The organism is Faecalispora anaeroviscerum (assembly GCF_947568225.1).
In the GTDB taxonomy this organism is placed as follows: Bacteria; Bacillota; Clostridia; order Oscillospirales; family Acutalibacteraceae; genus Faecalispora; species Faecalispora anaeroviscerum.
In genome coordinates this window covers 2517256-2542930 of the sequence record NZ_CANOOQ010000001.1, presented here as the reverse complement: position 1 = coordinate 2542930, position 25675 = coordinate 2517256, and the positions used below count along the sequence as shown (strand labels likewise).

The 25675-nt window shown below is 51.9% G+C and carries 21 protein-coding genes; 7 read left to right on the top strand and 14 right to left on the bottom strand.

What is annotated here, in order from left to right:
• Positions 1-267: 267 nt before the first annotated feature.
• The 6 genes from QOS46_RS12590 to QOS46_RS12570 all read right to left on the bottom strand — a co-directional run bounded on the left by QOS46_RS12590 (position 268) and on the right by QOS46_RS12570 (position 6023).
• Positions 268-531, bottom strand: a complete 264-nt coding sequence (locus QOS46_RS12590) for a metal-sensing transcriptional repressor (protein ID WP_283610228.1) — start codon at positions 529-531, stop codon at positions 268-270.
• A 28-nt stretch (positions 532-559) separates the two neighbouring features.
• Positions 560-814 carry a heavy-metal-associated domain-containing protein gene (locus QOS46_RS14235; RefSeq protein ID WP_333782977.1) on the bottom strand — a complete coding sequence of 85 codons (255 nt, stop codon included), beginning with the start codon at positions 812-814 and terminating at the stop codon, positions 560-562.
• Positions 811-3126 (bottom strand): heavy metal translocating P-type ATPase, encoded by a 2316-nt coding sequence (locus QOS46_RS12585; RefSeq protein WP_333782976.1) that lies wholly within the window; start codon positions 3124-3126, stop codon positions 811-813. Before QOS46_RS12585 ends, QOS46_RS14235 begins: the two co-directional genes overlap by 4 nt.
• Positions 3127-3815: 689 nt before the next feature.
• A complete protein-coding gene (locus QOS46_RS12580) occupies positions 3816-4223 on the bottom strand; it encodes a hemerythrin family protein (RefSeq protein WP_283610226.1) in 408 nt (135 codons plus the stop codon).
• A gap of 112 nt (positions 4224-4335) precedes the next feature.
• Entirely contained in the window at positions 4336-4812 is a 477-nt protein-coding gene (locus QOS46_RS12575; RefSeq protein ID WP_283610224.1) for a desulfoferrodoxin family protein, read from the bottom strand.
• 335 nt (positions 4813-5147) lie between these two features.
• The gene (locus QOS46_RS12570) at positions 5148-6023 is read right to left on the bottom strand and encodes an NAD(P)/FAD-dependent oxidoreductase (RefSeq protein ID WP_283610222.1); all 876 of its coding nucleotides are present in this window, start codon (positions 6021-6023) and stop codon (positions 5148-5150) included.
• Between the two features lie 271 nt (positions 6024-6294).
• On the opposite strand from QOS46_RS12570, the gene ygiD reads away from it, so the two are divergent.
• Genes ygiD through QOS46_RS12555 form a run of 3 tightly spaced genes read left to right on the top strand, consistent with a single transcriptional unit; the run spans position 6295 to position 8266 of the window.
• Positions 6295-7068: a 4,5-DOPA-extradiol-dioxygenase gene (gene ygiD, locus QOS46_RS12565; RefSeq protein WP_283610221.1), complete on the top strand. Its 774-nt coding sequence runs from the start codon at positions 6295-6297 to the stop codon at positions 7066-7068.
• 54 nt (positions 7069-7122) lie between these two features.
• A complete protein-coding gene (locus tag QOS46_RS12560; RefSeq protein WP_283610220.1) occupies positions 7123-7674 on the top strand; it encodes an NADPH-dependent FMN reductase in 552 nt (183 codons plus the stop codon).
• A 46-nt stretch (positions 7675-7720) separates the two neighbouring features.
• The gene (locus tag QOS46_RS12555; protein WP_283610219.1) at positions 7721-8266 is read left to right on the top strand and encodes an HD domain-containing protein; all 546 of its coding nucleotides are present in this window, start codon (positions 7721-7723) and stop codon (positions 8264-8266) included.
• A gap of 78 nt (positions 8267-8344) precedes the next feature.
• Here QOS46_RS12555 and QOS46_RS12550 read toward each other — a convergent pair whose 3' ends face one another.
• On the bottom strand, positions 8345-8887 hold the full coding sequence (locus tag QOS46_RS12550; RefSeq protein ID WP_283610217.1) for a glycosyl-4,4'-diaponeurosporenoate acyltransferase CrtO family protein: 543 nt from the start codon (positions 8885-8887) through the stop codon (positions 8345-8347).
• Positions 8888-9095: 208 nt separating this feature from the next.
• On the opposite strand from QOS46_RS12550, the gene QOS46_RS12545 reads away from it, so the two are divergent.
• A complete protein-coding gene (locus QOS46_RS12545; RefSeq protein WP_283610215.1) occupies positions 9096-10274 on the top strand; it encodes a cadherin-like beta sandwich domain-containing protein in 1179 nt (392 codons plus the stop codon).
• A 185-nt stretch (positions 10275-10459) separates the two neighbouring features.
• Here QOS46_RS12545 and QOS46_RS12540 read toward each other — a convergent pair whose 3' ends face one another.
• Positions 10460-11767, bottom strand: coding sequence for an NRAMP family divalent metal transporter (locus QOS46_RS12540; protein WP_283610214.1), 1308 nt, complete (start codon positions 11765-11767; stop codon positions 10460-10462).
• A gap of 183 nt (positions 11768-11950) precedes the next feature.
• Positions 11951-12805, bottom strand: a complete 855-nt coding sequence (locus tag QOS46_RS12535) for a DUF6282 family protein (protein ID WP_283610213.1) — start codon at positions 12803-12805, stop codon at positions 11951-11953.
• A 338-nt stretch (positions 12806-13143) separates the two neighbouring features.
• Between QOS46_RS12535 and QOS46_RS12530 the strand changes: the two genes are divergently transcribed.
• The gene (locus QOS46_RS12530; protein WP_283610211.1) at positions 13144-14094 is read left to right on the top strand and encodes a LysR family transcriptional regulator; all 951 of its coding nucleotides are present in this window, start codon (positions 13144-13146) and stop codon (positions 14092-14094) included.
• 113 nt (positions 14095-14207) lie between these two features.
• On the opposite strand, the gene QOS46_RS12525 is transcribed toward QOS46_RS12530, so the two are convergent.
• Complete coding sequence (locus QOS46_RS12525) at positions 14208-15605, bottom strand: MATE family efflux transporter (RefSeq protein ID WP_283610209.1); 1398 nt, start codon at positions 15603-15605, stop codon at positions 14208-14210.
• Positions 15606-16034: 429 nt separating this feature from the next.
• Here QOS46_RS12525 and QOS46_RS12520 point away from each other — a divergent pair, with 429 nt between their 5' ends.
• The gene (locus QOS46_RS12520; RefSeq protein WP_283610207.1) at positions 16035-18122 is read left to right on the top strand and encodes a glutamine synthetase III family protein; all 2088 of its coding nucleotides are present in this window, start codon (positions 16035-16037) and stop codon (positions 18120-18122) included.
• A 196-nt stretch (positions 18123-18318) separates the two neighbouring features.
• Here the strand turns inward: QOS46_RS12520 and QOS46_RS12515 are convergent, their stop codons facing one another.
• The 4 genes from QOS46_RS12515 to QOS46_RS12500 form a co-directional block, all read right to left on the bottom strand.
• The gene (locus QOS46_RS12515; RefSeq protein ID WP_283610206.1) at positions 18319-19182 is read right to left on the bottom strand and encodes a carbohydrate ABC transporter permease; all 864 of its coding nucleotides are present in this window, start codon (positions 19180-19182) and stop codon (positions 18319-18321) included.
• Positions 19179-20168, bottom strand: a complete 990-nt coding sequence (locus QOS46_RS12510; protein ID WP_283610204.1) for a carbohydrate ABC transporter permease — start codon at positions 20166-20168, stop codon at positions 19179-19181. Before QOS46_RS12510 ends, QOS46_RS12515 begins: the two co-directional genes overlap by 4 nt.
• A gap of 117 nt (positions 20169-20285) precedes the next feature.
• The gene (locus QOS46_RS12505; protein WP_283610202.1) at positions 20286-21677 is read right to left on the bottom strand and encodes an ABC transporter substrate-binding protein; all 1392 of its coding nucleotides are present in this window, start codon (positions 21675-21677) and stop codon (positions 20286-20288) included.
• A 110-nt stretch (positions 21678-21787) separates the two neighbouring features.
• On the bottom strand, positions 21788-22795 hold the full coding sequence (locus QOS46_RS12500; RefSeq protein ID WP_283610200.1) for a LacI family DNA-binding transcriptional regulator: 1008 nt from the start codon (positions 22793-22795) through the stop codon (positions 21788-21790).
• Between the two features lie 405 nt (positions 22796-23200).
• On the opposite strand from QOS46_RS12500, the gene QOS46_RS12495 reads away from it, so the two are divergent.
• On the top strand, positions 23201-25627 hold the full coding sequence (locus QOS46_RS12495) for a GH36-type glycosyl hydrolase domain-containing protein (protein WP_283610198.1): 2427 nt from the start codon (positions 23201-23203) through the stop codon (positions 25625-25627).
• Positions 25628-25675: the final 48 nt, after the last annotated feature.

The window sequence follows — 25675 nt, the reverse complement described above, 5'->3', positions numbered from 1 at the left end:
ACCTACTTATATTATCGGACGGAGTTTGCTTTTTTTAAACAAAAACATCAAAAAGGAAAAAAGAAACCAGAGCATTTATGCGCTTGCATAGAGTGTATGTAGTATTTTGTTAGTTTGCGAAATTTGCCGTACTTTTTCCAGTATGGGCAGCTGGTCTTTACGGAAAGCTCTTGCAGGTATGGCGACAGATTCCGCATTGCAGAAAGGAATCGCACGATCTTCAAGAAAAAAGATTCTGCCAAACGGCAAAACCTTTTTTCAGACGATCTATTTTGAGAGCTTATCCATCACGCCAATAATCTCATCGATTTTTTTTTGCTGCTCTTCGCTGTTCAGTGCCTGACTGACGCAGCTGGTTAAATGCGTGTGCAGCACCTCGCGGTTAATACTGCGCAGAATCGCCTGCGTAGCCATCAGCTGGTTGGAAATATCGATACAATATCGATCCTCCTCAACCATGCGGATCAGACCATCCATCTGGCCGCGGGCTGTTTTCAGCAACCGCAGCGTTTTTTCTCTGTCTGCCTGCATCCTTTGCACCTCTCTATCTGGAGCCGAATCAGCCGAACAAGCCCCGCTTCTCTGTGACAGAAACCAGCTGATAGCCGGCGTCGTCCAATACCTTTGCGAACTCCTCGTCGGGCACGTCGCGGCTGAGGGTAACGGTGGCCTGCTTGTGCTTCAGGTTCACCTTGGCCTCCACGCCATCAATTCCGTTCAGCGCTTTTTCCGCCTTGGCCTGGCAGTGCTCGCAGTGCATTCCTTCAATGGTAATCAGCTTTTTCATAGTACCGTTTCCTTTCTGATTTGTCAAATTTCGCTCTCCCCGTCAAACCGGCGGCGGGGCCTAAAGAATTTCAGCCGCAGGGCGTTCGTCACCACACACACGGAGCTAAGGCTCATCGCCGCCGCCGCAAACATGGGATTCAGCTTCCAGCCCAGCAGCACATAGAACACGCCGGCCGCCAGCGGGATACCGATGCTGTTGTAGAAAAACGCCCAGAACAGATTTTGCTTAATATTGCGAATGGTTGCGCGGCTGAGCTGAATCGCCGTCACCACATCCATCAGATCGCTCTTCATCAGCACAATGTCTGCGGATTCGATGGCGATATCCGTACCGGCGCCGATGGCGATGCCGACATCGGCCCGGGCCAGTGCTGGAGCATCGTTAATGCCGTCGCCTACCATGGCCACGCGCTTACCGGACGCCTGAATGGAACGGATTTCCTCTTCCTTATCCTGCGGCAGCACCTCCGCGACCACACGGCCGATGCCCAGCTGCCTGCGGATTGCTTCAGCGGTGCGTTTGTTGTCGCCGGTCAGCATGACCACATCTATGCCCATGGCGGTAAGCTCGCGCACCGCCTGACGGCTGGTGGGCTTAATCACATCGGCTACGGCGATTACGCCGAGAAGCCGCTCTCCCTTGGCAAAAAACAGTGAGGTTTTGCCTTGCTCAGAAAAGGCTTCCGCCTGCTGCCACAAAGCACCGGTATCCACCTTCTTCTCCTGCATCAAAGCCAGGTTCCCGGCCGCATACGGCTCGCCGCCGATGCTGGTGAGGATTCCCCGACCGGACACGGCCTGGAACTCCCCGACCGGCGAAAGTACCAGCGAAAGCTCGGCAGCCTTTTCGACGATCGCTTCGGCCAGCGGATGCTCCGACGGCTTTTCAATTGACGCGGCGGCGGCAAGAAGCTCTCGCTCCTCAATACCGGGGGCTGGCAAAATATCCGTTACGCGGGGCTTCCCCTCGGTAATCGTGCCGGTTTTATCGAGTACCACAGCGCCCACGGTGTGGGCTGTTTCAAGAGCTTCGGCAGATTTGATCAGGATGCCGTTGGAAGCGCCCTTGCCGGTACCGACCATGATGGCCACAGGGGTTGCAAGCCCAAGCGCGCAGGGGCACGAAATGACCAGCACCGCAATCGCGATGGAAAGTGCAAACTCAAACGACTGCCCCAGCAGCAGCCAGACGATAGCGGCTAGCAGTGCAATTCCGATCACGACTGGGACAAACACGCCGCTGATTCGATCCGCGAGCTTTGCGATTGGCGCTTTGGACGAGCTGGCTTCCTCCACCAACTCGATGATCTGCGCCAGAGTGGTATCGCCGCCTACCTTTTTCGCTTCCATTTTGAAAAATCCGGTCTTGTTCAGCGTAGCGGCAATCACGGAATCGCCCACGGTCTTTTCCACCGGGATGCTTTCGCCGGTAAGCGCGGACTGATCAACCGCGGAGGAGCCCTCGACAACCACGCCGTCAACCGGGATGCTCTTCCCGGGGCGAATCAGCACGATGTCGCCCACTGTGACCTGGTCGACGGGAATTTCGACTTCTTTTCCGTCGCGCAGCACCTCAGCTGTCTTTGGGGCCAAATCCATCAGCTTTGAAATTGCCTCAGAGGTTTTGCCCTTCGAGCGCGCTTCCAGATATTTGCCGAAGGTGATCAGCGTTAAAATCGTACCCGCGGATTCAAAATACAAATCCATCAGGTAATGGTCGGCCATCATCATATTATCCGTGCCCAGCGCATAGCCAATTTTATAGATGGCGAAAATGCCGTAGGCGATCGCCGCCGTAGAACCGATGGCAATCAGCGAATCCATGTTGGGCGAGCGCTTCCAGAGTGTTTTGAAACCAACCTGAAAATATTTCCGGTTGACATATACGATCGGCAGAAGCAGCAGAAGCTGGGTAAACGCAAACGGAATTCCATTCTCCGCACCGTGGAACGCGTTCTTAATTGCATCCGGCACCGGCAGGCCGATCCATTCGTTGAGCATATGGTGCATCGCCAGATACATCAGCGGAATCCAGAACACAAATGACACGATCAGCCGCATGCGCATGGATTTCAGCTCTTCCTGCACCGGGTCCACTGTTTTCTGCGCAACCGGAGCCGCGCCGTGCGTAAGGACGCTGGCACCGTAGCCTGCGCCCTCCACCGCAGAAATGATGCGGTTGTCGTCCAGAATACTTTCATCAAAATGAACCGTCATGCTGTTCGAAAGCAGGTTGACGTTCACGTCCCCTACGCCCTCGAGCTTTTTCACGCTCTTCTCCACCGCAGCGGAGCAGGCTGAGCAGCTCATTCCAGTTATATTGTATTTTTGATTCATAATATTGCCTCCCTATACCCCGGGTGGGGTGTATCTATACTTTACTCCCTGCGCACCAGTTTGTCAAGAGTAACAAAAAAATTCTTTGAAGATAGCTTTCCCGATTTTCATTTTTCTATTTTTAAATGATTTTGCTGGAGAGGCCTCCCGGAAATGCTTCTTCATTCGGCGCAAGTCTTTGGTTTGCGATAGAAGAAGGACTTTTTTCTTTGCGAAGTTTTTTGCGATGTGCGTGCAGGCTTGGCCTATCTGCTTGCGCGGGTTTACCGCCCATGCCGGGTCAAGCATTTCTTAAAAAAGAAAAAGCTTTTCTGTGCGGCTTTGACGCAGGGTGATTCCTGCCCGCGCAGCCTTGCCTCTCGTGCCGGGGCAGGCACCTACTTTCGCGAAAGGGCGCTTTTGTTGATGTGTTCCGGAACCGTTCCCCAAACGGATTCCGAAGGCGGAGCCTTGGGCGAATCTTTGCCAACTTTCTTTTCGTAAAGAAAGTTGGGGCCTGCCCCGGCCCGAGGGGCAAGCCCTGCGCCAGCAGAATTTCCATGCGGAGGAATTCCGTTGGAAAATTTCAATAAAAATAAAAAAATTTTTACGATGCGAAAAGCTGTTTCTCCTGTGAACTTCCCCGCGACGTGCGTGCAGGCTCAGCCTGCCAAAAAAAGACGCTGCCCGAAACGGACAGCGTCTTTTACTTATTTCTGATGCTCTCGGATGTACTTTGCCATCTTCAAATCCTCACGCTTGATGTGGTTGACCAGCCAGCCGCCGATGGCGGTGTTGACCTTAGCCACCAGCGCAATATTTGCACCGTTCTGGTTCAGCTCCTGCTGAAGATCGCGGATGATCTTTTTGTATTCCTCATGGAATTTATGGTGCTTGTCGTACTCCGGGTACGTATACTGGCGCTGCAGCTTTTCCTCATCGGAAAAATGCTTGTCCACATATTTGCTCAGGAAATCGAGAGTCTTACCGATTTCCGCGCGTCCCTGCCCCTTGGAGCAAGCATCCAGCAGAGCGTTGATCGCATCAAACAGCTGCTTGTGCTGTGTATCGATCATGCTGTTGTTTGTAATCAGGTCACTTGTCAATGTATAGGCCATCAATAGCACTCCTCTACCATTCAGGCACGGGTGGCACCGGCTCGTACCCACCCATACCCGTTCTTTGGTTTGTTTCTTTATCAAGCTATGTGTTCAGAAAATCGGAAACGCTTTACAGCTCCGCCTTCCACAGCCCATGCAAATTACAGAACGCATACACCACCGCGTGAGAGGCCGCCTGCTCGCGGTACACAAAATTGCAGGGATTGCCTTCACAATTGGGAACAATCTCATCGTTTTCACCGGCGAAAATCTCGTCGTGAGCCTCACCCGGATGGTAGGTGAATTCCGCCCTCGGCTTGTCGCCCGGGTGCAGCTTAACAATTTCAAGCCGGTCGCCGTCTTCCAATGCGATCCACTCGATATAATGCTCGGCAATCATCGGGTGTTCCACAGAGCCAACCTCAACGATCAGGCGGTTCCCCGCCACACGGGCCACCGGCACATGCTTTTCGTGCGCCGCGTCGGTCACATTGGCCTGCAGCTGCACCATCGGGTCTCCGCAGCAGGTTAATGTGCCGCCGCCAAAGCCGACAAGCGCCACCAGATTACCGCAATGCTTGCACTGATAAAAAACAGCAGATTTCATGTTGTCCACTCCTTTTTGAAATTTGGAAACAGCCGTTGTGCCCCAAAGCCGCCGTACCCGCCGCGGGACAAAATGCAGCCTAGTTTGATTGGATGAGATCTCTTTCCAGAAATTTCAATTTCATCTTATCTCTTTTTTAATAAAAACGCAAGGCTTTTCAATCGATTTCCAGAAATAAATAATAATTATTCTTGTTTTTAAAAGTTCCTCTGTAAATTACAACCTCGCTGGATTTCCTGTTAAAAGCTGTATTTGGCAGAGCGGGAGCATATGAATGCGCAAAAACGCCAGCCTGCAAAGCAGACCGGCGATCAAAACAAAACCGCATGGCGATGTTATGCTTTTATTGTTTTTGCCATGGCGCGCACGAATTTAACGGCTTCCGTTCCCGCCTTCGCGCCTTCGTAAACAGCCTTGGAAACCTGAAGCAGACCCCCGGTGCAGTCCCCGGCCGCATAAAGCCCCGGAATATTCGTCGCCATATTTTCATCGACAACAATCTTGTTGTTTTCCACCTCTGCCCCCAGCTTACGGGCCAGATCGGTACTGCCGGCCACGCCGACTGCCACAAACACTCCCTCTGCCGCCAGAGAGGAACCGTCCTCAAACCGCACACCGCTCAAAACCGGATCGCCGTCGAGCGACTGAATCTCTTTTGTGCAGAGTCCAATGCCTTCCGGCACAGAAGCAAGCATCTTCTTGCCGTTGGTTAAAACCGTGACGGATTTTGAGGTATGCAGCAGTTCAAGCGCCTCATGAATGGCATAGTCGCCGTTACCCAAAACCGCCACCTCTTTGCCGCGGTAGAAAAACCCGTCGCACACAGCACAGTAGCTGACGCCGTGGCCCTCCAGCTCCTGCAGGCCACGAATGCGCGGTGCAGAACGGGTGGAACCGGTAGCGAGGATTAACGCGTCTGCCGGGTATTCGCCGAGCGCAGTTTTTACCACCAGCCGCCCGTCATACGAAATGCCGACTACCTCATCCTCCACCATCTGAGCGCCCAAACGTTTGGCCTGCTGAAGCCCGGTCTGCACCAGATCCATGCCGGAAATAGGCTCGGGGAATCCATAATAATTCTCGATCTTCTCCACCTTTTCCAGCGTCCCGTTGTCTTTGCCGATAATTGTCGTTGCCATTCCGGCGCGCAGGGTATAAAGAGCGGCGGAGATACCAGCGGGCCCTCTGCCGATGATGACGATATTTGCCATAATTGAGCCTCTCCTTTTCCGATTTCAATGTTTCATGGAATATTATTCTAGTATAGTATATCATTTTCAGAAAGAAAAGTATCGTGATGAAGTCACAAAACCCTTTTTCTCCATAGAAACAATCAAAGGGCCGCACACCCAGCCCCAAAAACTGTCAGAATCACAGTGGTTTTTCACTTGAATTCGATATATAATAAAGCTGTAACAGGAAAATTTTGCCGTTTGATTTAGAAAACAAAGCATAGGCCCAGCGTCTGTAAGGAGGATTCTTATGCCGGAAAGAATGCCTGCGCTGTTTGTGGGACATGGCTCCCCAATGAACGCAGTAGAAAACAACAAATATACAAAAAAATGGCAGGAAATTGGGCGTCAGCTGGCGCACCCCCGGGCCATTCTGATGATCTCTGCTCACTGGTATACTCACGGAACCAGAATTATGGATACGAAAACGCCGCGCCTGGTGTATGATATGTACGGGTTCCCGGAAGAGCTGTACCGGGTGCAGTACCCCTCGCCCGGCTCACCGGAGCTGGCCGGCCGTGTGCAGGAACTGCTTTCCGTTCCCGTGCGGGCAGACAACAGCTGGGGAATCGACCACGGCGCATGGTCTGTGCTGTGCCGCATGTTCCCCGAGGCCAATATTCCCGTGGTGCAGCTGAGTGTAGACGGCACCGCCGACGCACAAACTCATTTTCAAATAGGCCGGGAACTGTCGAGCCTGCGTGACGAGGGCATTATGATCATCGGCAGCGGAAACGTGGTGCATAACCTGGCAAAAATTCAATGGGAAGCAGAAAGCGGATTTTCGTGGGCCGAGGAATTCGACGGCTATATTCGGGACAAAATCAAACAGAGAGAATTCACAGACGTTGTGGATTACCGAAAAGCCGGTTCCTCTGCCAAAATGGCGTTCCCCATGCCCGATCATTTTTACCCGCTGCTGTCTGTTCTGGGGGCATCTAACGAGGCGGATCAGCTGACCGTTTTCAACGAGGATTGCCTGATGGGTTCGCTATCTATGACCAGCTACCTGTTTCAGCCATAAAATGCTGCCAATCCCTATCAAGTTGTACCGAAAAAAAGAAAGGAGCTATTTATTATGAACACCATTAAACTTGTAGGATTTACCGGAAGCCTTCGCAAAGGCTCTTATAATCGCGGCGCGCTACGCGCTGCCAAGGAACTGCTGCCAGAGGGCGCAGAGCTTGAAATTCTGGATTTGTCTGCGATTCCTTTTTTTAATCAAGATCTGGAGGGCGGCGAGCTGCCGGCCTCTGTTACAGAGTTTAAGAAAAAGATTGCCGAGGCTGACGCTCTGCTGATCGCAACCCCCGAATACAACTATTCGATTCCACCCGTACTGAAAAACGCGCTGGACTGGGCATCCCGCGATCCATCCCGCCCGCTTTCCGGCAAGCCCGCGGCAATCTTCAGCGTTTCCAGCAGCGCGCTGGGCGGCGCCCGCGTGCAATATCACCTGCGCCAGGTTGGCGTTGCGCTGAATCTGAAGCTCGTAAACCAACCGGAGGTCTTTATTTCGTTCGCGCGGGACAAATTCGATACCGACGGCAACCTCAAGGATGAGGACACAAAAAAGCATCTGTCCGCTCTCGTGAACGCGCTTGTCGACCTGGCCAAGGCGGAGAAATAATCCGAGCCGTGCTGCCAGTATGTCATCCAGATGGGGAAAACGATCCATGAAAAACAGTCGAAATGAAAATCAGTTACCGTCACCCCCGCAAACAGGCGAAACGCGCAGTCTGCGCGTTTCGCTGACACCACGGGAGCGCGAGCAGTTTGACCGGTATGCGCGGCAGCTTTTGGAACACCCTCAGGTGCTCCGAATGGAGCAGTTCATTCAGCACGGTTCGGTCAGCTGCCTGGAACACAGCGTGGCGGTTGCTGAACTCAGCTTCTGGCTTTGCCGCAGGCTGGGTCTGCACGCCGATTGGAACAGCCTGGTGCGCGGTGCGCTGCTGCATGACTTTTTTCTGTATGACTGGCATCAAAAAGATCCGAACCGCCCCGGCCTGCATGGCTTTACGCACCCCCGCGCGGCGCTGAAAAACGCCGAGCGCCTGTTCCCGCTGAGCGAGCGGGAACGCGACATCATCGCAAAGCACATGTGGCCCCTTACGCTCGGAAGCTGCCCCAGATTCCGCGAATCTGCAATTGTCTGCGCGGCAGATAAATGCTGCTCCCTGTGGGAAACATTCTTCTGTCGTTCCACTAAAAAGCCCTGACCAAAAGGGTCAGCACCAATAAAAGGCACCCGGCTGACCCTAAAGGGCACACCGGGTGCTTTTACTATGTTGTTATTTTCAGGAAATCGACCGCAACGCGGTTTCTTTGTTCCGAGACTCCAAGCTGCGGACCCGCGCCCGCTCCTTGATCAGAGTGTCGCGCAGCGCTTGCAGGCGAAAGCGGTTGTACCGCTGAATACAGACAAACGGCAAATTTGCGAGCAAAATTAGCCCGGAAAAAACCAACCCCATAATCAACGAGGAGTTTACAATCACCACCACTACCACGCAGATACAGTTTTTCAGATGCATCCACTCACCGCGGCAGGTTTCCAGCATAAACTCATCCAGATATTCCGGGGAAACGCGTGTCAAATGCTTTTTGGAAAATCCGTCTTTTCCAATATACTGGGGTACACTGTCTTTCCACAGCTGAATCTTTAAATTAATGCGGTACCACCTGCCGTTCTGCTCCCAGCGGAACGCCTGATAACGGCTTTTCACGGGATCAAAGGTTTGCTTCGGCAGCTTGACGCAGGCAAAAAACACCACACAATGCCACATGGTGATCATCATAACATTCCACATGATCGCGTGAGTCAGAGTAGCATTTTTGAACATAACAATTCCTTCTTCAAAAAGTAACAGCAACTACGTTTTATTCATTATTATCATAGTCTTTTTTTCAAAAAAAATGTTAACAAACTATGAATGAAGTTTTTTCACCAGTGCTTTCTCCCTGTTATATTGCGGCTTTGCGATGGGGTATGGTAAAATAAGAAAAAAGCACTATCTTCCCTATTTCCGCCAGATCTGAAAGGGCGTTTCTATGAAAAAACCATGGCTGCTTATTATGATTGTATGCGCCGCACTGATTGGTTATCCCTGCCGTGCTTTTGCCGCAGCAACAGAATATTTTTCGGCGGCTCTTTCCGCACAAGCCGTTTATCCCGGCGAAACCGTGCGCGTGGAGCTTTCGGCGAATTCCGGCGCGCTGGCTGAGGGTGAGCTTCCGGCAGCATTCCGCGCCCGGCTTGGATACGACAGCGCGCGATTGCATTTTTTGCGGACAGAAACCTCCGATCAAATTCAGAGCGGGGCATTCCAGTTTTATGACGACGGAGAGAGTGTGACCGGCGTGTACGCCTGCGACGGCCTTTCGGCCCCCAGACTGAACGGTGTGTGCATCACCTTCGTTTTTTCCGTACCGGAGGACGCCGACCCCGGATCCGCCGCCATTACGGTCGATATTGATCAAACCGCCGACTGGGCTGAACGCCTGCTGCCGCAGTACGACAGAGATACTCAGCTTTCCTTTTCCATTAAACCCGCTTTGTCGCAGGACGCGAGCCTGCAAAAGCTGGTGCCCTCTACCGGAAGGCTGCGCCCCGATTTTTCGCCCGATATTGCCGAGTACGATTTGCGGGTTGGTTCGAATATCAGCTCGGTGAAATTTCAGGCGGACGCAGCAGACAGCGGCTCGGTACGGGTCAGCCGTCAGTCGCTGCAGCGGGCGGGCGAAACGACCGAAATCGTTGTAACCGTAACCGCAGCGGATAAAAAGAGCAAGTCGCAGTACCTGATCCGTGTGAACCGGTCCGAGAATCCAAGCTCTGCCGAGCCAGAGCAAAGCGCAAAGCCCGCAGCTTCTTCCACCCCGGAAAAACAAAGTACAGGAAAGCAAACCGCGGAGAAAACCAGCTCCGCGCAGAAAAGCAAGGAGGATGCTACTTCAAGAGCCACTGGCAGGAGTTCCTCCAAAGCTTCCTCCTCCAAAACATCCTCCAAGGCATCCACAAAAGCGTCCGATAAGAATCACTCTTCCCCGGCTGCGTCCGACCCGGGAACAGCGGCAGAAACGCAAGCCGTACAAACCGCCGGTACAAGGAACCTGTATCTCGTCGGCGGACAAACAGACAGTCTGCCAATTTGGATTTTAGCCTGCTGCGTAATGGTTCTAACCGCGCTGACGGCCTGGAATGCCTGGAAGAGTCGCGAAAAAAAGTAGAATGGAGCGGGGCTCGCTCTCCCGGCTAAGTCTGCACGGGGGAATCATAATGATATGCATAAAAGGCCGGCGTCCTATGGGCACCGACCTTTTATCATTAGCAGAAGCTTCTCTGCCGTTTGTCTTAAAAAGCGTACTTTGCATGCGGCCCCAGCCACAAGGGAGATTCCATACCAGACTGTTTTTTAGTCCAGCCACATTGCCGGAATTCCGGTAAAGGAACGGATCGCCATATAGCTTGCGATGGCCACTACTACCCATCCCATAACGGTCATGATCTTGGAGTGCTTATAGTCCCCAACAATGTCCTTTCTGTGCGCGGCAATCAGCATTGCGCCCAGTGCCAACGGCAGAATGAGTGCATTCAGTGTGCCGGAAAGAATCATCACCTTGACCGGCTGACCGATAAATTCAAAAAGAACGGTAGAAAGCGCAATAAAAGCTACAATAGAACCTCTTTCATGGTTATTAATTGTTTTAGAAAGGGTCTTGAGGAAGGACACGGAGGTGTATGCCGCTCCGACTAAAGAATTCAGTGCTTCCGAGAAAATCAGGACGGCGAAGAGAATAGCTCCCACGGGGCCCATTACAAATGAGAAAACTGATGCCGCGGGGTTGGAAGGATCCAGTTTAAATCCGGACACGACGGCGCTCAGCGCGGCAAGGAACAGCATGACTCTTACAATGGTGGTAAGAACAATGGCAAGTGTTGCATAGCCGCCAACTTTTCTCAAATTTTTCTGGCCAACAACGCCTGCGTCTACAAGCCGGTGTCCGCCTGAAAAACAGATAAATCCTCCGACTGTTCCGCCGATGAGGGTAACGACAGGGAATAAGGGCAGCTCTTTGGGCATAAAGGTCGATTGTATTGCGAGGCCTACCGGCGGATGGCTAGCAATACCAAGATAAATAAGCGTGACCAGCATAAAAAGTCCGGTTATCTCGCAGAATTTATCTACCACCACGCCGATGCTTTTATATGTAAACACGACGATTCCGATCACCCCGATCACAAGCGAACCATACTTGTAATCAAGTCCGAACAAGATATTCATTGCCAGAGCGGATGCTGCGTTATGTGCCAGACAGAACGCTAACCCACCGAACGATACAAAAAACGCAATGACATGGCCAAGACCCGGCAACACCTTGTTTGCCACATCCTGAGCGCGAAGCCTGCTGGCGGCAATGATTTGCCATATGTTCAGCTGCGCGAAAATCGAAATAAACGTCACCACCAGAATGACAAATCCAAATGATTCCCGGTATTGTTCCGTAAAAGTAGTCGTCTGCATCAAAAAGCCCGGACCAATTGCCGACGTAAACATCAGAAACGCCGCTCCCAATAGAGCCGACTGTTGTCCCGTCCCCAGAAGGCCCTTCAGCTTCACCCATAAGTTGTTTCCACCCGCTTGAGCTGTTTCGCCGTTTTCCTCGACATCGGCAGACTGACTGCGGACATCGTTTTCCTGATCAACCAAATTTTTGCTCATTTCTTCACCCCTAGCTGTTTTTCTGAATCAAAAATCTTTTTTCCGCTACTTTAAAAATCGCCGGCAGCTTTACTGCCGTGAATCATTTCTTTTTCTCGCCCCACCCCCTTATTTTAAAGCCCTTGTCCACATTTAGCATTCTTTCTCTGTAGTTTAAGCCAATTTTTTGTCGCCCCTGTTCCTTTAGGCCAGAAGCGATTGCGGAACAGAATGAACCATAGTTTTGATTTCTCGGTCTGAAAAGCCCTGTTCTAGCAGCAATTCAATGAAATGCAGCATTCCTTCCCGTGGGGTCTCTTTTCCCATTTGTCCCCTGTCTGTTGCGATAAATACATGCTCACAGCCTACCAGACGAATATTGCGCATCATCGTTTCTATGGAGCAGGTACCGTCTGCAACATTGATCCAGTCTTTTTCAATCATTACTCCCAGCTCGGCGAGCTGCGCCTGCACTTCTCCAGAGATGACAGTGCGTTCCCATTCCGGGTGCGTCAAAACTGTGCGCACTCCCATCTGGCGCGCCGCCTTACAAACAATGACCGATTCTCTAGGGCTAACATGGCCGGTAGCAAACACGGCATTATACCGCCTTACTACCTCTAACACCTCGTAAACAGCCGGCAGAAGCTTTTCATTTTCATCCAGAATGCTAATTCCTGGTCTGTCAAAAAAGTCACCCGGCATGTTTCCGTACGTCAGGCAGTTGGCTGCATCCCGGGTCGGCAGCCACACAAAACTACCTCCCAGTTTCAGCGCGCTTTCGGCGGCATATGGATTCAGCCCTCCGGCCGGCCAGTTCAGTACAATTCCTCCATAGGCTCTAGTCGCAAGACCACTTCGCTTGTTCAGAAGTGCGGCCCGCGCAGCGGTAGATTCATAATGGTTCTTGATTAAAATACCGGCCATTTTTGCTTCACTCGCCTGCTGCAATACCTCTACGTCATCCAGTATTCGTTTGATGTGAGAAGGGGCGCTGTGAACATGAAGGTCATAGCCGTCCTCCAGCAGCTCCGTCGCCTTTCGTTGATTGTATTCCATAAAAAAAGTCCCCCGATATCACAATTTTCTATCCGTTTCATGAAGCTTCATTGATAAAATTGTAGCATGGTACGGTCAATTTGAAAAACAAGTATTTTTACATTGAATGGAAAACTGCGACTTGTGAAAACAGGTTTTAAATTAAATAATCATATTTTTGGATTAAAAAGAAAAAAGCTTGCAGCATCTAGCATCTCAAGCTATAATAGTGTTAATTTTCAGAGAAAAACGCTTAAATGCAAATCGTTACTAAAATAATACACAAGAATAAATCGCTTATATACAAGTAATTACTTGTGCATGAAAAGGCATGTTGCACCGGCGAAAGGGAATGCATAATGAAACAAAGTTTTAAGATTTTTCTCCTGACGGCTGAGGAGCTAAGCATCAGCAGGGCGGCAAAACGCGCCTATGTAACACAGCAATGCGTTAGCGACCACATTAAACGGCTGGAGGACGAATACGAGGTAACACTATTCGAGCGAAAGCCAAACCTGCGTCTGACGGAAGCGGGAGAAACCATGCTCAGGGCCTTGCGCAGCGTGCATATTTTAGAGAACAACATGGAGCGCAACATCCAAGAAATCGCTGACGGGCGCAAGGGCTCCTTTACTGTTGGAATGAGCACCTCACGCGCTCAGATTATTTTGCCGCTTATGCTCAAACGCTATTATGAGCATTTCCCCAAGGTGAACGTTTCTTTTTATGTAAACGACACAGTGATTCTGGAAGAAAAGCTGCTGGACGGCACAATTGATTTATTTCTGGGGGCCAACGCCTCCCTGAACCCGGTGTTTCACACCATGCCTTTGGCTAATGATCAGATGTACCTAATCATTAATGAGAACCTGTTTCAGCAGCATTTTGGCAGCAAAGAAATGAAGGAATTTGAACAAGGCGCAGATCTTTCGCGCTTTTCAGAAGTTCCTTTTTCGTTATATTACGAAACCGGAGCCGTCAACCTGATGATTCAGCAGCATTTGAAAGACTACGGAATCCACCTTTCGAACACACCCTATCACATCAGCGACTGCGACACGCATATCTTTTTGTGCGCATCTGGTTTGTGTGCCGCCTTGATTCCTGAAATGCTGTCTCTGCGTATTTACGAGTACAATACCAAGTGCGATCCAGACAAATACGTTCACATCTTCCCTGTAAAAAACTTCCACTATCCTCTGCGCATCGAGCTAATCTGGCATAAGGATATCCGACAGCCCTTTTACATTAAAGCTTTCTGCGAGATGCTGGAGGAAGAGGTTAACAAATTGATAAAAAATCATAAGTAGCCGCAGGTTTACGGCCATTTCAGCGATTCAAAAAAAAGATACAGAAAAACCCCGCGTCACGGTGACGCGAGGTTTTTCTGTATCTTCCTCTTTATTGAAAAAATTGCCTGCCTTTATTCCTTTTCTTTCGGCGGTGTAGGGTCACGATTGGGCAGAACCGATTCCCACGGCATGCGCAACACCATCAGCGTGATGATCAGGGCCGCCATCAGGTTTGAGAACAGATTTCCCCAAAACACGGAAAGCACGCCGAGGTACTTCTCCGTAGCCAGAATGAACAGGTAGCGCAGAAACCAGATGCGCAGAATACTGATCACCAATGGGATACGCGTGCGCCCCAGGCCGATAAACGCGCCCTGCTGCACCATGCAAACACCAAAACCAACAACGGAGTAAATATAAATATGCAGGGAGGTACGGGCCATTTCCAGCACCTGCGGGTTGCGGGTAAACAGCGCGGTCAGAGGCCCGACAAAGGGAACAATCAACGCGATCAGCACCGCGGCGGTCAGCGCACTGAATACGCAGGCAATCCACATACTGCTGCGGGCACGATTCTTCTTCCCCGCGCCCATATTCATGCTAACCATCGTCGTTACGGTTGGGCCGAACGCGCCAGTCATCGCAAAACAAATGCTCGTAATGTTGCTGGCGATCCCTTGGCCGTTTAAAACGATTGCACCGTATTTTTGCACCTCGTTATTAATCAGATAAAAACCCAGGTTCATCGTCACGCTCGACAGCATCGTCGGCAGACCAATCCGCATTAAATCAGCGGCAATTTCGCGGTCAAGATGAAAGCCCGGCCATTCCAGTCTCTCCTCCGACTCCCGGATAAACAGCTCATAAAACATAATGACACAGACAATCACGTTTGACAGCACCGAAGAAAGGACACAACCGACAATACCGAGGGGAAACAGATAGATAAAAAGAAAATTAAACAAAATCTTTAGCAGCAGAAGAAGAAGCATGCGGACGAAGGTTGCCTCAGGCTGACCGGCGGCATTCTTGACGGCGTTGTACACCGCCTCCATAAAATAGAACGGCATTGCGAACGAATTGAGCACAAGATAAAGCCAGACAATGTCCGATATTTCTTTTGTGACGATCGCCGAGATCGGAAAAGCCAGCAAAATCATTGCCGGAATAGACGCGATGCCGAGCAGGAACGCCAGCAGAATCAGTTGTGAAGAGATCTTTCTCCCCCGCGCAAAATCACCGCGGCCGTTTGCCTGACCGATCACCGCCATACCCGCTGAGCCAAGCCCCTGCGACAGCGCGATCACCATATTGAGGATTGGCAGGCAGTAGGTGACTGAGCTGGCGACAAACGGCCCTGCAATATTATTGATAAACAGCCCGTCTGACAGCGGCATCATGGACTGCACCAGTCCCATCATCAGCGATGGCATTGCGAGCAGCATCAGCGTTTTGGGGATGCTGCTATACAAAATCATGTCGCGCCGTTCGCCGACGCTTCCGTTTAAAAAGGGTATTTTCATGCGCATTTGTCTTTCTGCCTCTTGCGGCGACCACACTATCGGGGCCTGTGTTCCGGCACCCGAACATACGAATGATCTTATTGTAGAGGAATTTTATGGGAATGTAAACCATTCTTTCCTGTAAAACAACAAACGAAGTCTGTTTCGCTTTTAGAACTTTTTTCTTGTTACTGCATAAGATGGCGATAACATTCAAACGGTACGCCCTTCCATGTCTGCACTTAAAAACGTGCTGCACAATCGTGCAAACCACCAAAAAATTAAATTTTAGGGGCATAAATTTCGCTCTGATAGCGAATACTTTTTTAGTGCGGAGCATTGACAGCTAGTAATCCGTTTGCTATAATACTTGTGTGAAAACAGTAATGGCGCTGTGGGTTCTTAGGACACCCGCAGCGTTTTTTTCTGTTTATAAACCCTAAAGGAGGCAGCCGTATGAGTAAGATTCCGGAAATTTTTGGAAGCTTTGTATTTAACGAAAGCGTTATGAGAGACAAATTGCCCAAGGATACTTACAAGGCATTAAAGAAGACAAGAGATGAGGGGATTCCTCTTGATGCTCAAGTGGCGAATGTTGTTGCAAACGCCATGAAAAACTGGGCTATAGAAAATGGTGCAACACATTTTACCCATTGGTTCCAGCCTATGACAGGCATTACCGCCGGTAAACACGACGGGTTCATCAGCCCCACCGGCGACGGCACGGTGATTATGGAATTCTCCGGCAAAGAGCTGATTCAGGGCGAACCGGATGCGTCCAGCTTCCCGAACGGCGGCATTCGCGCCACCTTCGAAGCCCGCGGCTACACCGCGTGGGACCCGACCTCTGACGCATTTGTCAAAGACGGCTCCCTGTATATTCCTACCGTATTCTGCTCCTACGGCGGAGAGGCTCTGGACAAAAAAGCGCCGCTGCTGCGCTCAATGTCCGCTTTGAACAAGCAGGTTCTGCGTGTTCTGAAGCTGTTCGGCCATGATGACGTGAAGCATACTACCGTTACCGTCGGCCCCGAGCAGGAGTACTTCCTCGTTCCGGAAGAGATGTTCTTGAAAAGAGAAGACCTTGTATACACCGGCCGCACCCTGTTCGGCGCAAAGCCGCCCAAGGGTCAGGAGCTGGATGACCACTACTTCGGCGAGCTGAAGGTAACCGTTGGTGAGTTCATGCAGGAGATGGACGAAGAACTCTGGAAGCTCGGCGTTCTGAGCAAAACCAAGCATAACGAGGTTGCTCCGGCCCAGCATGAAATGGCCCCTATCTTCTCCGTCTGCAGCCTGGCTACCGACCAGAACCAGCTGACGATGGAAGTGATGAAGAAGGTTGCCGCCCGCCACGGGCTGACCTGCCTGCTGCATGAAAAACCGTTTGCCCGCATCAACGGCAGCGGCAAGCACAACAACTACTCCATCGCCACCGATACCGGCATGAATCTGCTGGATCCCGGCGATTCCCCGAGAGAGAACGCCCAGTTCCTGCTGTTCCTCACGGCGATCATCAAGGCGGTCGACGAGCATCAGGATCTGCTGCGCATTGCCGTAGCGGATGCCGGCAACGACCATCGCCTGGGCGGTAACGAAGCACCTCCCGCTATTGTCTCCATCTTCATCGGTGAAGAACTGGAAAATGTTCTGGCTGCCATTGAAGACGGTACTGAATATAAGGCCAAGGGCCGCCGGTTCGTGAAAATCGGTGCGGATGTACTCCCCCCGATCCGTAAGGATTCCACCGACCGTAACCGCACCTCTCCCATGGCGTTTACCGGCAACAAGTTTGAATTCCGCATGCAGGGTTCCTCCAGCTCGATTGCGGGCATCAACATTGTGCTGAACACCACGATCGCAGAGGTGCTGGCAGGCTTCGCGGACGAACTGGAGAAAGCGGATAACTTCTCCGAAGCGCTGCCCGAGCTGATCCGCAAGACGCTCAAAGCGAACAAGCGGATTGTCTTTAACGGCAACAACTATTCCGCAGAGTGGGTTGAGGAAGCCGGGCGTCGCGGTCTGCTGAATCTGAAGAGCACACCCGAAGCACTGGCTTACTACCCCCGCAAAGAAAACATCGAGCTGTTCGAGCGCCAGGGCGTATTGACGGAAACCGAATTGAAATCCCGTTATGAGATCATTTTGGAGAAATACATCAAGCAGGTTCATATCGAAGCCTTGACGATGCTGGAAATGATCCACAAGGATATTCTACCGGCCGTCAGCTCCTTCACCGGCGACCTGAGCGCACAGGCGATTAACAAGAAGAACCTTGGAATCGACAGCGCTTTGGAAAAGGCACAGATTGAAAAGCTCAGCGTTCTTTCCGCAAAACTGTTTGAAATGGCCGACAGTCTGCAGGGCAGCGTTGACCATACAGATGAATCCGGCGATTTCCTCAAGGAAGCCAGGTACTACCGCGAGGAAGTGCTGTCTCGCATGGAAGCGGCCCGCGCAATTGCGGACGAAATGGAGCTTCTGGTGGGCAGAACCTACTGGCCTTTCCCGACTTACGGCGAGCTGCTGTTCGGCGTAAAGTAATGTAATTGCTACGTGCCCCTCATACGCGGGGCCTTGCAACCTCATAAAAAAGCGAAGCGACCTCCGGACAAAATTCGTTCGGAGGCCTTTCGTTGCATCAAAACAGGACAGCCCGCGCAAGCTGCGTGGACTGTCCTGTTTTTTGTTCCGGTGTGGGAAGCACCGGAGCAATATCATGATTTGGAGGAAAACGAAATCAGCCTTTTACGCTGCCCAAAGCGACGCCGCGCACAATAAACTTGGAAAGGCAAAGATATACAATCATCACCGGAAAAATTGCCAGTGCGATCAGCAGGTAAACCTGACCCATGTCAAACTTCATAAAATCGGCGCTGCGCAGCTGTGCAATCAAAATCGGCATGGTCAGCTTCTTTTTGGTATCAAGAATCAATGCCGGCAGAAAGTAATTGTTCCAGGAGCTGACGAAGGTGAAAATCGCCTGCACCGCAATGGCCGGCTTCATCATGGGGATCACAATGCGGTTAAAGGCGTAGAGCTCGCCCGCTCCGTCGATGCGCGCGGCTTCGATGACCTCCAGTGGCAAAGAGCTTTTCATGTACTGTATCATAAAAAAGAACACAATGGGTGAGGCAATTGCCGGAACCGTCAGAGGAATAAAGGAATTCTTAAACCCCATGCTCGCCATCAATCGAACAAACCCAAGAGCCGTAACCTGCGTGGGAACCATCATCACCATCAGAATCATCGAAAAGGCGGCCTGATTCAGCCGAAACCGATACGCATGAATTCCAAACGCCGTCATAGTGGAAAAATAGGTGGCAAACAGTGCCGACAGCGACGCCACCAGAAGGCTGTTCATCAGGCCGGAGAACACCGGCAGGTTCGCATTGTGCATCAGGTTGTTAAAATTAGCCCCCAGAGAGCCGCCCGGCAGAAAGGAAAACCCCTTCTGAATATCCGGGTGGGAGCGCGTGGCATTGACAAAAAGAATATAGAACGAAAACAGGGACAGGAAGATCAGAAAAATGAGAATCAGATATGCCATACCACGCCGCAGGCGCAGCAGACCCAGATTTTTTTCCGCAGCGTTGTCTTTCATCCCCCGTTCTCTCCCTTCGGCTGTTTTTTCTCACGGATACTGAAGAACACAATGACGCTCAGCACTGCGGAAACCACGAACAGCACAACCGAAACAGCGCCCGCCATTCCCACGTTTTCACTGAACAGGTGCTTATTCAGGTACATCACCAGAGTCAGGCTCGTGCGGTTGGGATTGCCATTGCCGTTGGTCAGAATCTGCGGCACATCGAACATCTGAATCCCGCCGATCAGCGAGGTGACCAGCACATACACCAGAATGGGGCGAATGAGCGGCAGGGTGATCTTCTGAAAGGACTTAAACGCCGTTGCTCCGTCGATCTCGGCCGCTTCGAACAGCGATGTGTCAATTCCAAGAATTGCTGCCATCAGCAGAATAGTTGTATTGCCGTACCACATTAAAAAGTTCATCAGGGCGATCAGCCCGCGGGTACCCCATACACTCGAAAGAAATCGGTACGGTGATTCCATCCCCATTGATAATAAAATGCTGTTGACCGGCCCGGAATCGGAAAACAGGGTGAAAAACAGCATAGAAAACGCCGCAGCCATAATCAGGTTGGGCAGATAGATGACGGTTTTAAAGAATCCGGCGGCACGCAGGTGCAGGCGCAAGTCGGTAAACCAGGATGCCAGCAACAGAGCAAACACGATCTGCGGTAAAAACCCCATGGACCATATGATCGCGGTATTACCCGCGTAGGCAGAAAGATCGCCGTCGGAAAAAAGAGTCCTGTAATTTTGCAAGCCCACAAACTGGGGACCAACCTGGGTAAGTCCTACCCAGTAGTTTTCGAAAAAGCTGTTATAAAAGGTTGAAACCAAAGGAATCAGAGAAAACACAGCAAACGCAAGAAAGAACGGCGCGATAAAAAAGTATCCCCATTTGGAATAGCTTACGCCCTTGCTTTTCTTTTTTGTGCCGCTCGGGGCGGGGCTTTGCTGCGAAGAGGAAGCTTGGGGTTTTATTAACGTGGTGCCGGGCATAGAGTTCACCTCAAATCAGGGGATTGTGGAAACACAGGCTCCCGACCCCAGGGAGCGGGGCAATCGCCCGCTCCCTGAAAGGGAGGACGCCTAGAAAGATTGATAAATGGAGAAAAATTAGGAGGCACGTTTGAGATTGGGATATTTTTCAATAATGGCCTTGTAGAAGTTATCCAGCGCCTGGTCTTTGGTGACGTTGCCGTCAAAGTAATCTTTAAACGCTTTCTGGAATTCTTCTGTCATGCCCTGATCGTATTTAGAAATATTTTTCATATTGATCTTGGGAGCTGCCTCGGCAAACAGAGCAATGTGGTTCTGCCCGCCCAGGAAGGCGGATTTGTAATCGCTCTTGGCCAGTTCGCCCATCGCGGTCTGGTTGTTCGTAAAATCTTCGGTATCCTCGGTAATCTTCTTCATGGTAGCCGCATCGCAGGTCAGCGTCTTCATCACATCGCGAACGAGGTCGACATTGTCGCTGCCCTTGGCGCCGCAAATCCAGCTGCCGCCCCAGTAGTAGTTTGCCGGGCCCTGGCACACCGCGTAATCGCCGTAGACACCGTTGCCCACTTCCTCTTTGCCGCCCTCTGTTACAGGTTTGGCCAGAGAATTCTTGAGCAGTGTAAAGTTGATTCCCCATGTGGAGTAGAAGAAGCCGAACACCTTGCCCTTCGGGCCCTGGTCGGCGCCCCACTCGGGAGCCCACAAAGAGGTCTTGTTGTTGTAGCTCTTATCAGTGAATTCCTTCGTCTGATCAACCCACTTCATCATAATGGGGTCAACGTGGATCGTATTGTTCGCATCTACCCACGGGGAAGAGATGTTGTTCGCGAAGGTACGATAGGAATCGTCGTAGCCGGAAAGCATCTTGTAGCCCTTTCCGGACGCGGTTTTCGCGACGGCGTTAAACTTATCCCAGTCGCTCAGAGCCTGCTGCACCTTTACAGGGTCATCGGTGCCCAATACCGCCTTGGCGATCGAACGGCGATAGGCGAACAGCCCGGGAGTGGCCTGCCAGGAAACTGCCTTCAGCTTCTTGTTGCTGTCTGTCGCGATGTCCTTCGTGTACTCGTACTGATCCTTCAGGTCGGCGTCGGTCAAGCCGACATCGCCCTTCACATCGAGTGTATATTCGGAATCCACATATTTGAGCGCGTAGTCAGCCTCAATCAGGAAAATGTCGATCTTGTCGGTGGCAGAATCCTGTGCCTTCAAATCCGCATCGAGTTTGTTCTGGTAGGCGTTGTTCTCGTTCGGAGTAATCACCCACTCCACGTTAATACCCTGCGGCACCTTACCGGCATCTTTAAAATACTTGTTGAATCGGTCCTGGAACTCCGTATTCCAGCCATAAATCCGAAGGGTTTTGGCGGAATCCGTATTGGCTGCCGGGGCGGAAGACTCCGCTGGAGCCGCCGACGAAGCGGGGGTGGTGTTGCCGCCGCAGCCCGCCGAGGAAACCAGCATCAAAGATGCCAGTAGGGCGGCCGTGGCCTTTTGGAATGATTTCATAACATAGCTCCTCCTTAAAATAATGCGTTTTATAACCTTTATAAAAAAGGGAAACTGACACAACACAAAAAGAGGGTTCTGCAATCCCCGCACCCGCCGAGAGTATGCCGTTACAGCTTTCGAACAGAGCTGCCGGGAATCAGATGCCCCGCCACCATCACCTGCTGTGGGATGGCAAGCTTGGGGCGTTCGATCGCCTCAACGAGACGCGCCGCGGCCTCACGCCCCAGCACGCCGGTATCCTGCCGCAGGGTGGTAAGCCTGGGGCGCAGAACCTGGGAAAGATAAATGCCGTCATAGCCGGCAACGCTGATGTCCTCCGGAATATGCAGGCCGTGCTGCTCTATCTCGTTCATGCCGCCAATAAAGGAAAAATCGTCGGGGTAGAGAATGCAGGTGGGCCGATTGGGGAGCTCCAGCAGTTCACGCGTGGCCAATCCGCTTGACTTGGGGTCGTGGTACAAGGCGCCTTTTACATATTCATTCGGCACCTCAATCGAAAGCTCCGCACAGGTGCGGTAAAAGCTGGCCAGACGCTTCTGGGTAACCGAGGTATCCTCACCGTGAATATACGCAATGCGCCGGTGCCCGTACTGGTAAACGTATTCCACCAGATCGCGGATTCCCTGTACATTATCGGACAAAATGGCGGTGCGGCCGTTAAATACATGGTCGATGGTAACCGTGGGAATTTCACTTTTCACCAGCTCGATCACCATCTCGTCGCTGAAATCCACGCTGGCGATTACAACGCCGTCGCACCCGCGGTATTTGCAGTGCTCATAATAGCTCATGGAGGCTGAACCGATGTTGCGGCTGATGAAGGTGATGTCGTACCCCAGGCGCTCCGCTTCCACTTTAAAGCTTTCAAGAACTGCTGAAAAGTACTCATGGGTCAGTCCGCTGCAGGTTTTGTCTACGAACAAAACGCCCAGATTATTGGTCCTTTTGGTTTTGAGCGAACGGGCCGCGGCGTTGGGCAGGTACCCCATTTCGCGGGCGACGCTTCGAATGTGCTGGCCGGTGCTCTCGCTGATATCCTTATGCCCGTTCAGCGCTTTGCTGACCGTTGCGCGGGAAACACCGCATTTTTCAGAAATATCCTTGATCGTGACCATAAATGGATCCCTCCGCCTCAGATTCTGGGATCATTATAAAGGATTTTCAGAACCGGGGCAAGTGGTTACTTAATCGATTTCTGAAATCATATTACCACTGTATTGAAGTTTTTTCAATAGATTTTTAAAATATTTTTTCTGTTTTTTGTGATAATATGTAAATATAAACGAATGCAGCCTAAAGGAATCTGTGCTATTTCTTGTGAAATCGCTTAAAATATTACAAAACTTAGAATACGTTTTCGAAAATGATTATTTAGATAAAAATCAATTACAGTCAAAAATTGTTGGAAATAAGAGATATTTAGTGCTTTTCCAATTGGGTATTGCTTTTTTTTCGTGCCAGCCCTATAATGTCAATATACTTAAACGATTTCGTAAAGCTGATATTAAGGATGGAGCGCCATGAAATACGGATACTTTGACGACTGCGCCAGAGAATATGTGATACAGACCCCGGCCACTCCTTTGCCGTGGATCAACTACCTGGGGAACAGTGGTTTTTTCAGCCTGATCTCTAATACAGGCGGCGGGTACAGCTTTTACCAGGATGCCAAGCTGCGCCGCATTACCCGCTACCGCTATAATGAGGTACCCGCCGATATGGGCGGGCGGCGCTACTACATAAAGGACGGTGGCGATATCTGGAACCCCGGCTTTCTGCCGTGCAAGACAGAACTGGAGGAATACCGCTGCCGACACGGCCTTGGCTACACGGTACTGGAGGGACAGCGCCGCGGAATCCACGCAGAACTGACCTGCTTTGTGCCGCTGGAGAGGCCGTGCGAGGTCAATCTTCTGCGCCTTGAAAACACAACGGATACAGAGAAAACGATTCAGCTGTACAGCGCGCTGGAATGGTGCCTGTGGAACGCGGTGGACGACGCACAGAATTTTCAGCGGAACCTGAGCATTGGCGAGATAGAGGTAGACGGCAGCGTATTGTACCACAAAACCGAATACCGCGAGCGCAGAAATCACTATGCGTTCTACGGGGTCAATGTTCCTGTTAATGGATTCGACACCGACCGCGAGTCTTTTCTCGGGCAGTTCGGTTCATGGGAGTCCCCCGCGGCGGTACAGCAAGGTACCAGCTTTGGGAGCATTGCCAGCGGCTGGTCCCCCATCGCCTCTCACCGCGTCGATCTCGTTCTGCAACCCGGCGAAAGCCGCGAGCTGATTTTTGTGTTGGGCTACGCAGAGCTTCCTCCCGAAGAAAAATGGGAAGCGCCGAACGTGATTCAGAAAGCGCCCGCGCGCCGCTTAATGGAGGCATTCGCCCGCCCGGAGCAGGCCCGCGCCGCGCTCCGTGAGCTTACGGACTACTGGGAAGCTCTTCTCGGCCGCTTTCGCCTCGAGAGCGAAAACGATAACCTGAACCGCATGGTGAATGTGTGGAATCAGTACCAGTGCATGGTCACGTTCAACATGAGCCGCAGCGCCAGCTATTTTGAAAGCGGAACTGGGCGCGGCATGGGCTTTCGCGACAGCTGCCAGGATCTGCTTGGCTTTGTTCATCTGATTCCCGACCGGGCGCGCCAGCGCATTCTCGATATTGCCGCCGTCCAGTTTGAGGACGGCAGCACCTACCACCAGTACCAGCCGCTGACGAAACGAGGAAACGGCGACGTCGGCTCCGGCTTCAACGACGACCCGCTGTGGCTCGTGGCCTGCACCGCCGCTTACCTGAGGGAAACGGGCGACGCAACCATTCTGAATGAACCGGTCCCCTTTAATAACCGCGCAGGCTCAGAACAAACCCTGTTCGAGCATCTGCGCCGTAGCGTCACCTACACATTAAATCACCTAGGGCCGCACGGCCTTCCGCTGATCGGCCGGGCCGACTGGAACGACTGCCTGAACCTGAACTGCTTTTCGGAGGAACCGGGAGAGAGCTTTCAAACCACCCAGAACTTTGACAGCAAAACGGCGGAAAGCGTGCTGATCGCCGCCCTGTTTGTGAAATATGGCCGCGAATACGCGGAAATCTGCCGCCGGTACGGCGACGCCGAGGAGCAGCGGTGGATGGAGCAGCACGTTTATCAAATGGAAGCCGCCACGCTGGAACATGGCTGGGACGGCGAATGGTTCCTGCGGGCCTACGACGCCAAAGGACAAAGGGTGGGCAGCCACGAATGTGAAGAGGGCAAAATTTACATTGAGCCGCAGGGCTTTTGCGTGATGGCGGGCATCGGCGTGCAGCAGGGTCTGGCGCAGCAGGCGCTTAAAAGTGCCCGCAAGCTGCTGGGCAACCGCTTCGGCGTAGAACTGCTGACCCCCTGTTACACAAGCTACCACAAGGAGCTGGGCGAAATCACCAGCTACCCACCCGGATACAAAGAGAACGGCGCCGTATTCTGCCACAACAACCCGTGGTTCAGCATCGCTCACACTGTTCTCGGCGATGGTGACAACGCGTTCGACCTGTACCGCAGAACCTGCCCCGCGTGGGTGGAGGAATTTAGCGAGATTCACCGCACGGAGCCTTATGTATACAGCCAGATGATTGCCGGGCGCAGCGCAGCGCGGTATGGTGAGGCCAAAAACAGCTGGCTCACCGGAACCGCCGCGTGGTCATTCGTGAACATCAGCCAGGCTATTCTCGGGATTCAGCCGGATTTTGACGGACTGCGGGTTCACCCATGCCTGCCGCAGGAGCTTTCGCACTACCGGGTGACCCGGTGGTTCCGCGGCACCGAATACCACATTTCGGTACGGCGCGCGCAGGAGGGCGAGCGGCCCGGCGTTTTGGCAGACGGTAAGGCTCTGCCGGACGACCTGATTCCCCATCACCCCGGCCAAACCGAATGCTTTATTGCAGTTGTTCTCTAATTTTATTTGTCTTTCCTCCGCCGAAGGCGGGGGAAAACAGTTTGCTTC

What these genes read in the sequence shown, in the direction of transcription:
- QOS46_RS12530 (WP_283610211.1), top strand. Translation starts at nt 13,144, where the DNA reads ATGAAACAAAGTTTTAAGATTTTTCTCCTGACGGCTGAGGAGCTAAGC.
- QOS46_RS12505 (WP_283610202.1), bottom strand. Translation starts at nt 21,677, where the DNA reads ATGAAATCATTCCAAAAGGCCACGGCCGCCCTACTGGCATCTTTGATG.
- QOS46_RS12585 (WP_333782976.1), bottom strand. Translation starts at nt 3,126, where the DNA reads ATGAATCAAAAATACAATATAACTGGAATGAGCTGCTCAGCCTGCTCC.
- QOS46_RS12500 (WP_283610200.1), bottom strand. Translation starts at nt 22,795, where the DNA reads ATGGTCACGATCAAGGATATTTCTGAAAAATGCGGTGTTTCCCGCGCA.
- QOS46_RS12525 (WP_283610209.1), bottom strand. Translation starts at nt 15,605, where the DNA reads ATGCGCATGAAAATACCCTTTTTAAACGGAAGCGTCGGCGAACGGCGC.
- QOS46_RS12560 (WP_283610220.1), top strand. Translation starts at nt 7,123, where the DNA reads ATGAACACCATTAAACTTGTAGGATTTACCGGAAGCCTTCGCAAAGGC.
- QOS46_RS12510 (WP_283610204.1), bottom strand. Translation starts at nt 20,168, where the DNA reads ATGCCCGGCACCACGTTAATAAAACCCCAAGCTTCCTCTTCGCAGCAA.
- QOS46_RS12535 (WP_283610213.1), bottom strand. Translation starts at nt 12,805, where the DNA reads ATGGAATACAATCAACGAAAGGCGACGGAGCTGCTGGAGGACGGCTAT.
- QOS46_RS12590 (WP_283610228.1), bottom strand. Translation starts at nt 531, where the DNA reads ATGCAGGCAGACAGAGAAAAAACGCTGCGGTTGCTGAAAACAGCCCGC.
- QOS46_RS12580 (WP_283610226.1), bottom strand. Translation starts at nt 4,223, where the DNA reads ATGGCCTATACATTGACAAGTGACCTGATTACAAACAACAGCATGATC.
- QOS46_RS12515 (WP_283610206.1), bottom strand. Translation starts at nt 19,182, where the DNA reads ATGAAAGACAACGCTGCGGAAAAAAATCTGGGTCTGCTGCGCCTGCGG.
- QOS46_RS12540 (WP_283610214.1), bottom strand. Translation starts at nt 11,767, where the DNA reads ATGAGCAAAAATTTGGTTGATCAGGAAAACGATGTCCGCAGTCAGTCT.
- QOS46_RS12520 (WP_283610207.1), top strand. Translation starts at nt 16,035, where the DNA reads ATGAGTAAGATTCCGGAAATTTTTGGAAGCTTTGTATTTAACGAAAGC.
- QOS46_RS12550 (WP_283610217.1), bottom strand. Translation starts at nt 8,887, where the DNA reads ATGTTCAAAAATGCTACTCTGACTCACGCGATCATGTGGAATGTTATG.
- QOS46_RS12495 (WP_283610198.1), top strand. Translation starts at nt 23,201, where the DNA reads ATGAAATACGGATACTTTGACGACTGCGCCAGAGAATATGTGATACAG.
- QOS46_RS12545 (WP_283610215.1), top strand. Translation starts at nt 9,096, where the DNA reads ATGAAAAAACCATGGCTGCTTATTATGATTGTATGCGCCGCACTGATT.
- ygiD (WP_283610221.1), top strand. Translation starts at nt 6,295, where the DNA reads ATGCCGGAAAGAATGCCTGCGCTGTTTGTGGGACATGGCTCCCCAATG.
- QOS46_RS12570 (WP_283610222.1), bottom strand. Translation starts at nt 6,023, where the DNA reads ATGGCAAATATCGTCATCATCGGCAGAGGGCCCGCTGGTATCTCCGCC.
- QOS46_RS12555 (WP_283610219.1), top strand. Translation starts at nt 7,721, where the DNA reads ATGAAAAACAGTCGAAATGAAAATCAGTTACCGTCACCCCCGCAAACA.
- QOS46_RS12575 (WP_283610224.1), bottom strand. Translation starts at nt 4,812, where the DNA reads ATGAAATCTGCTGTTTTTTATCAGTGCAAGCATTGCGGTAATCTGGTG.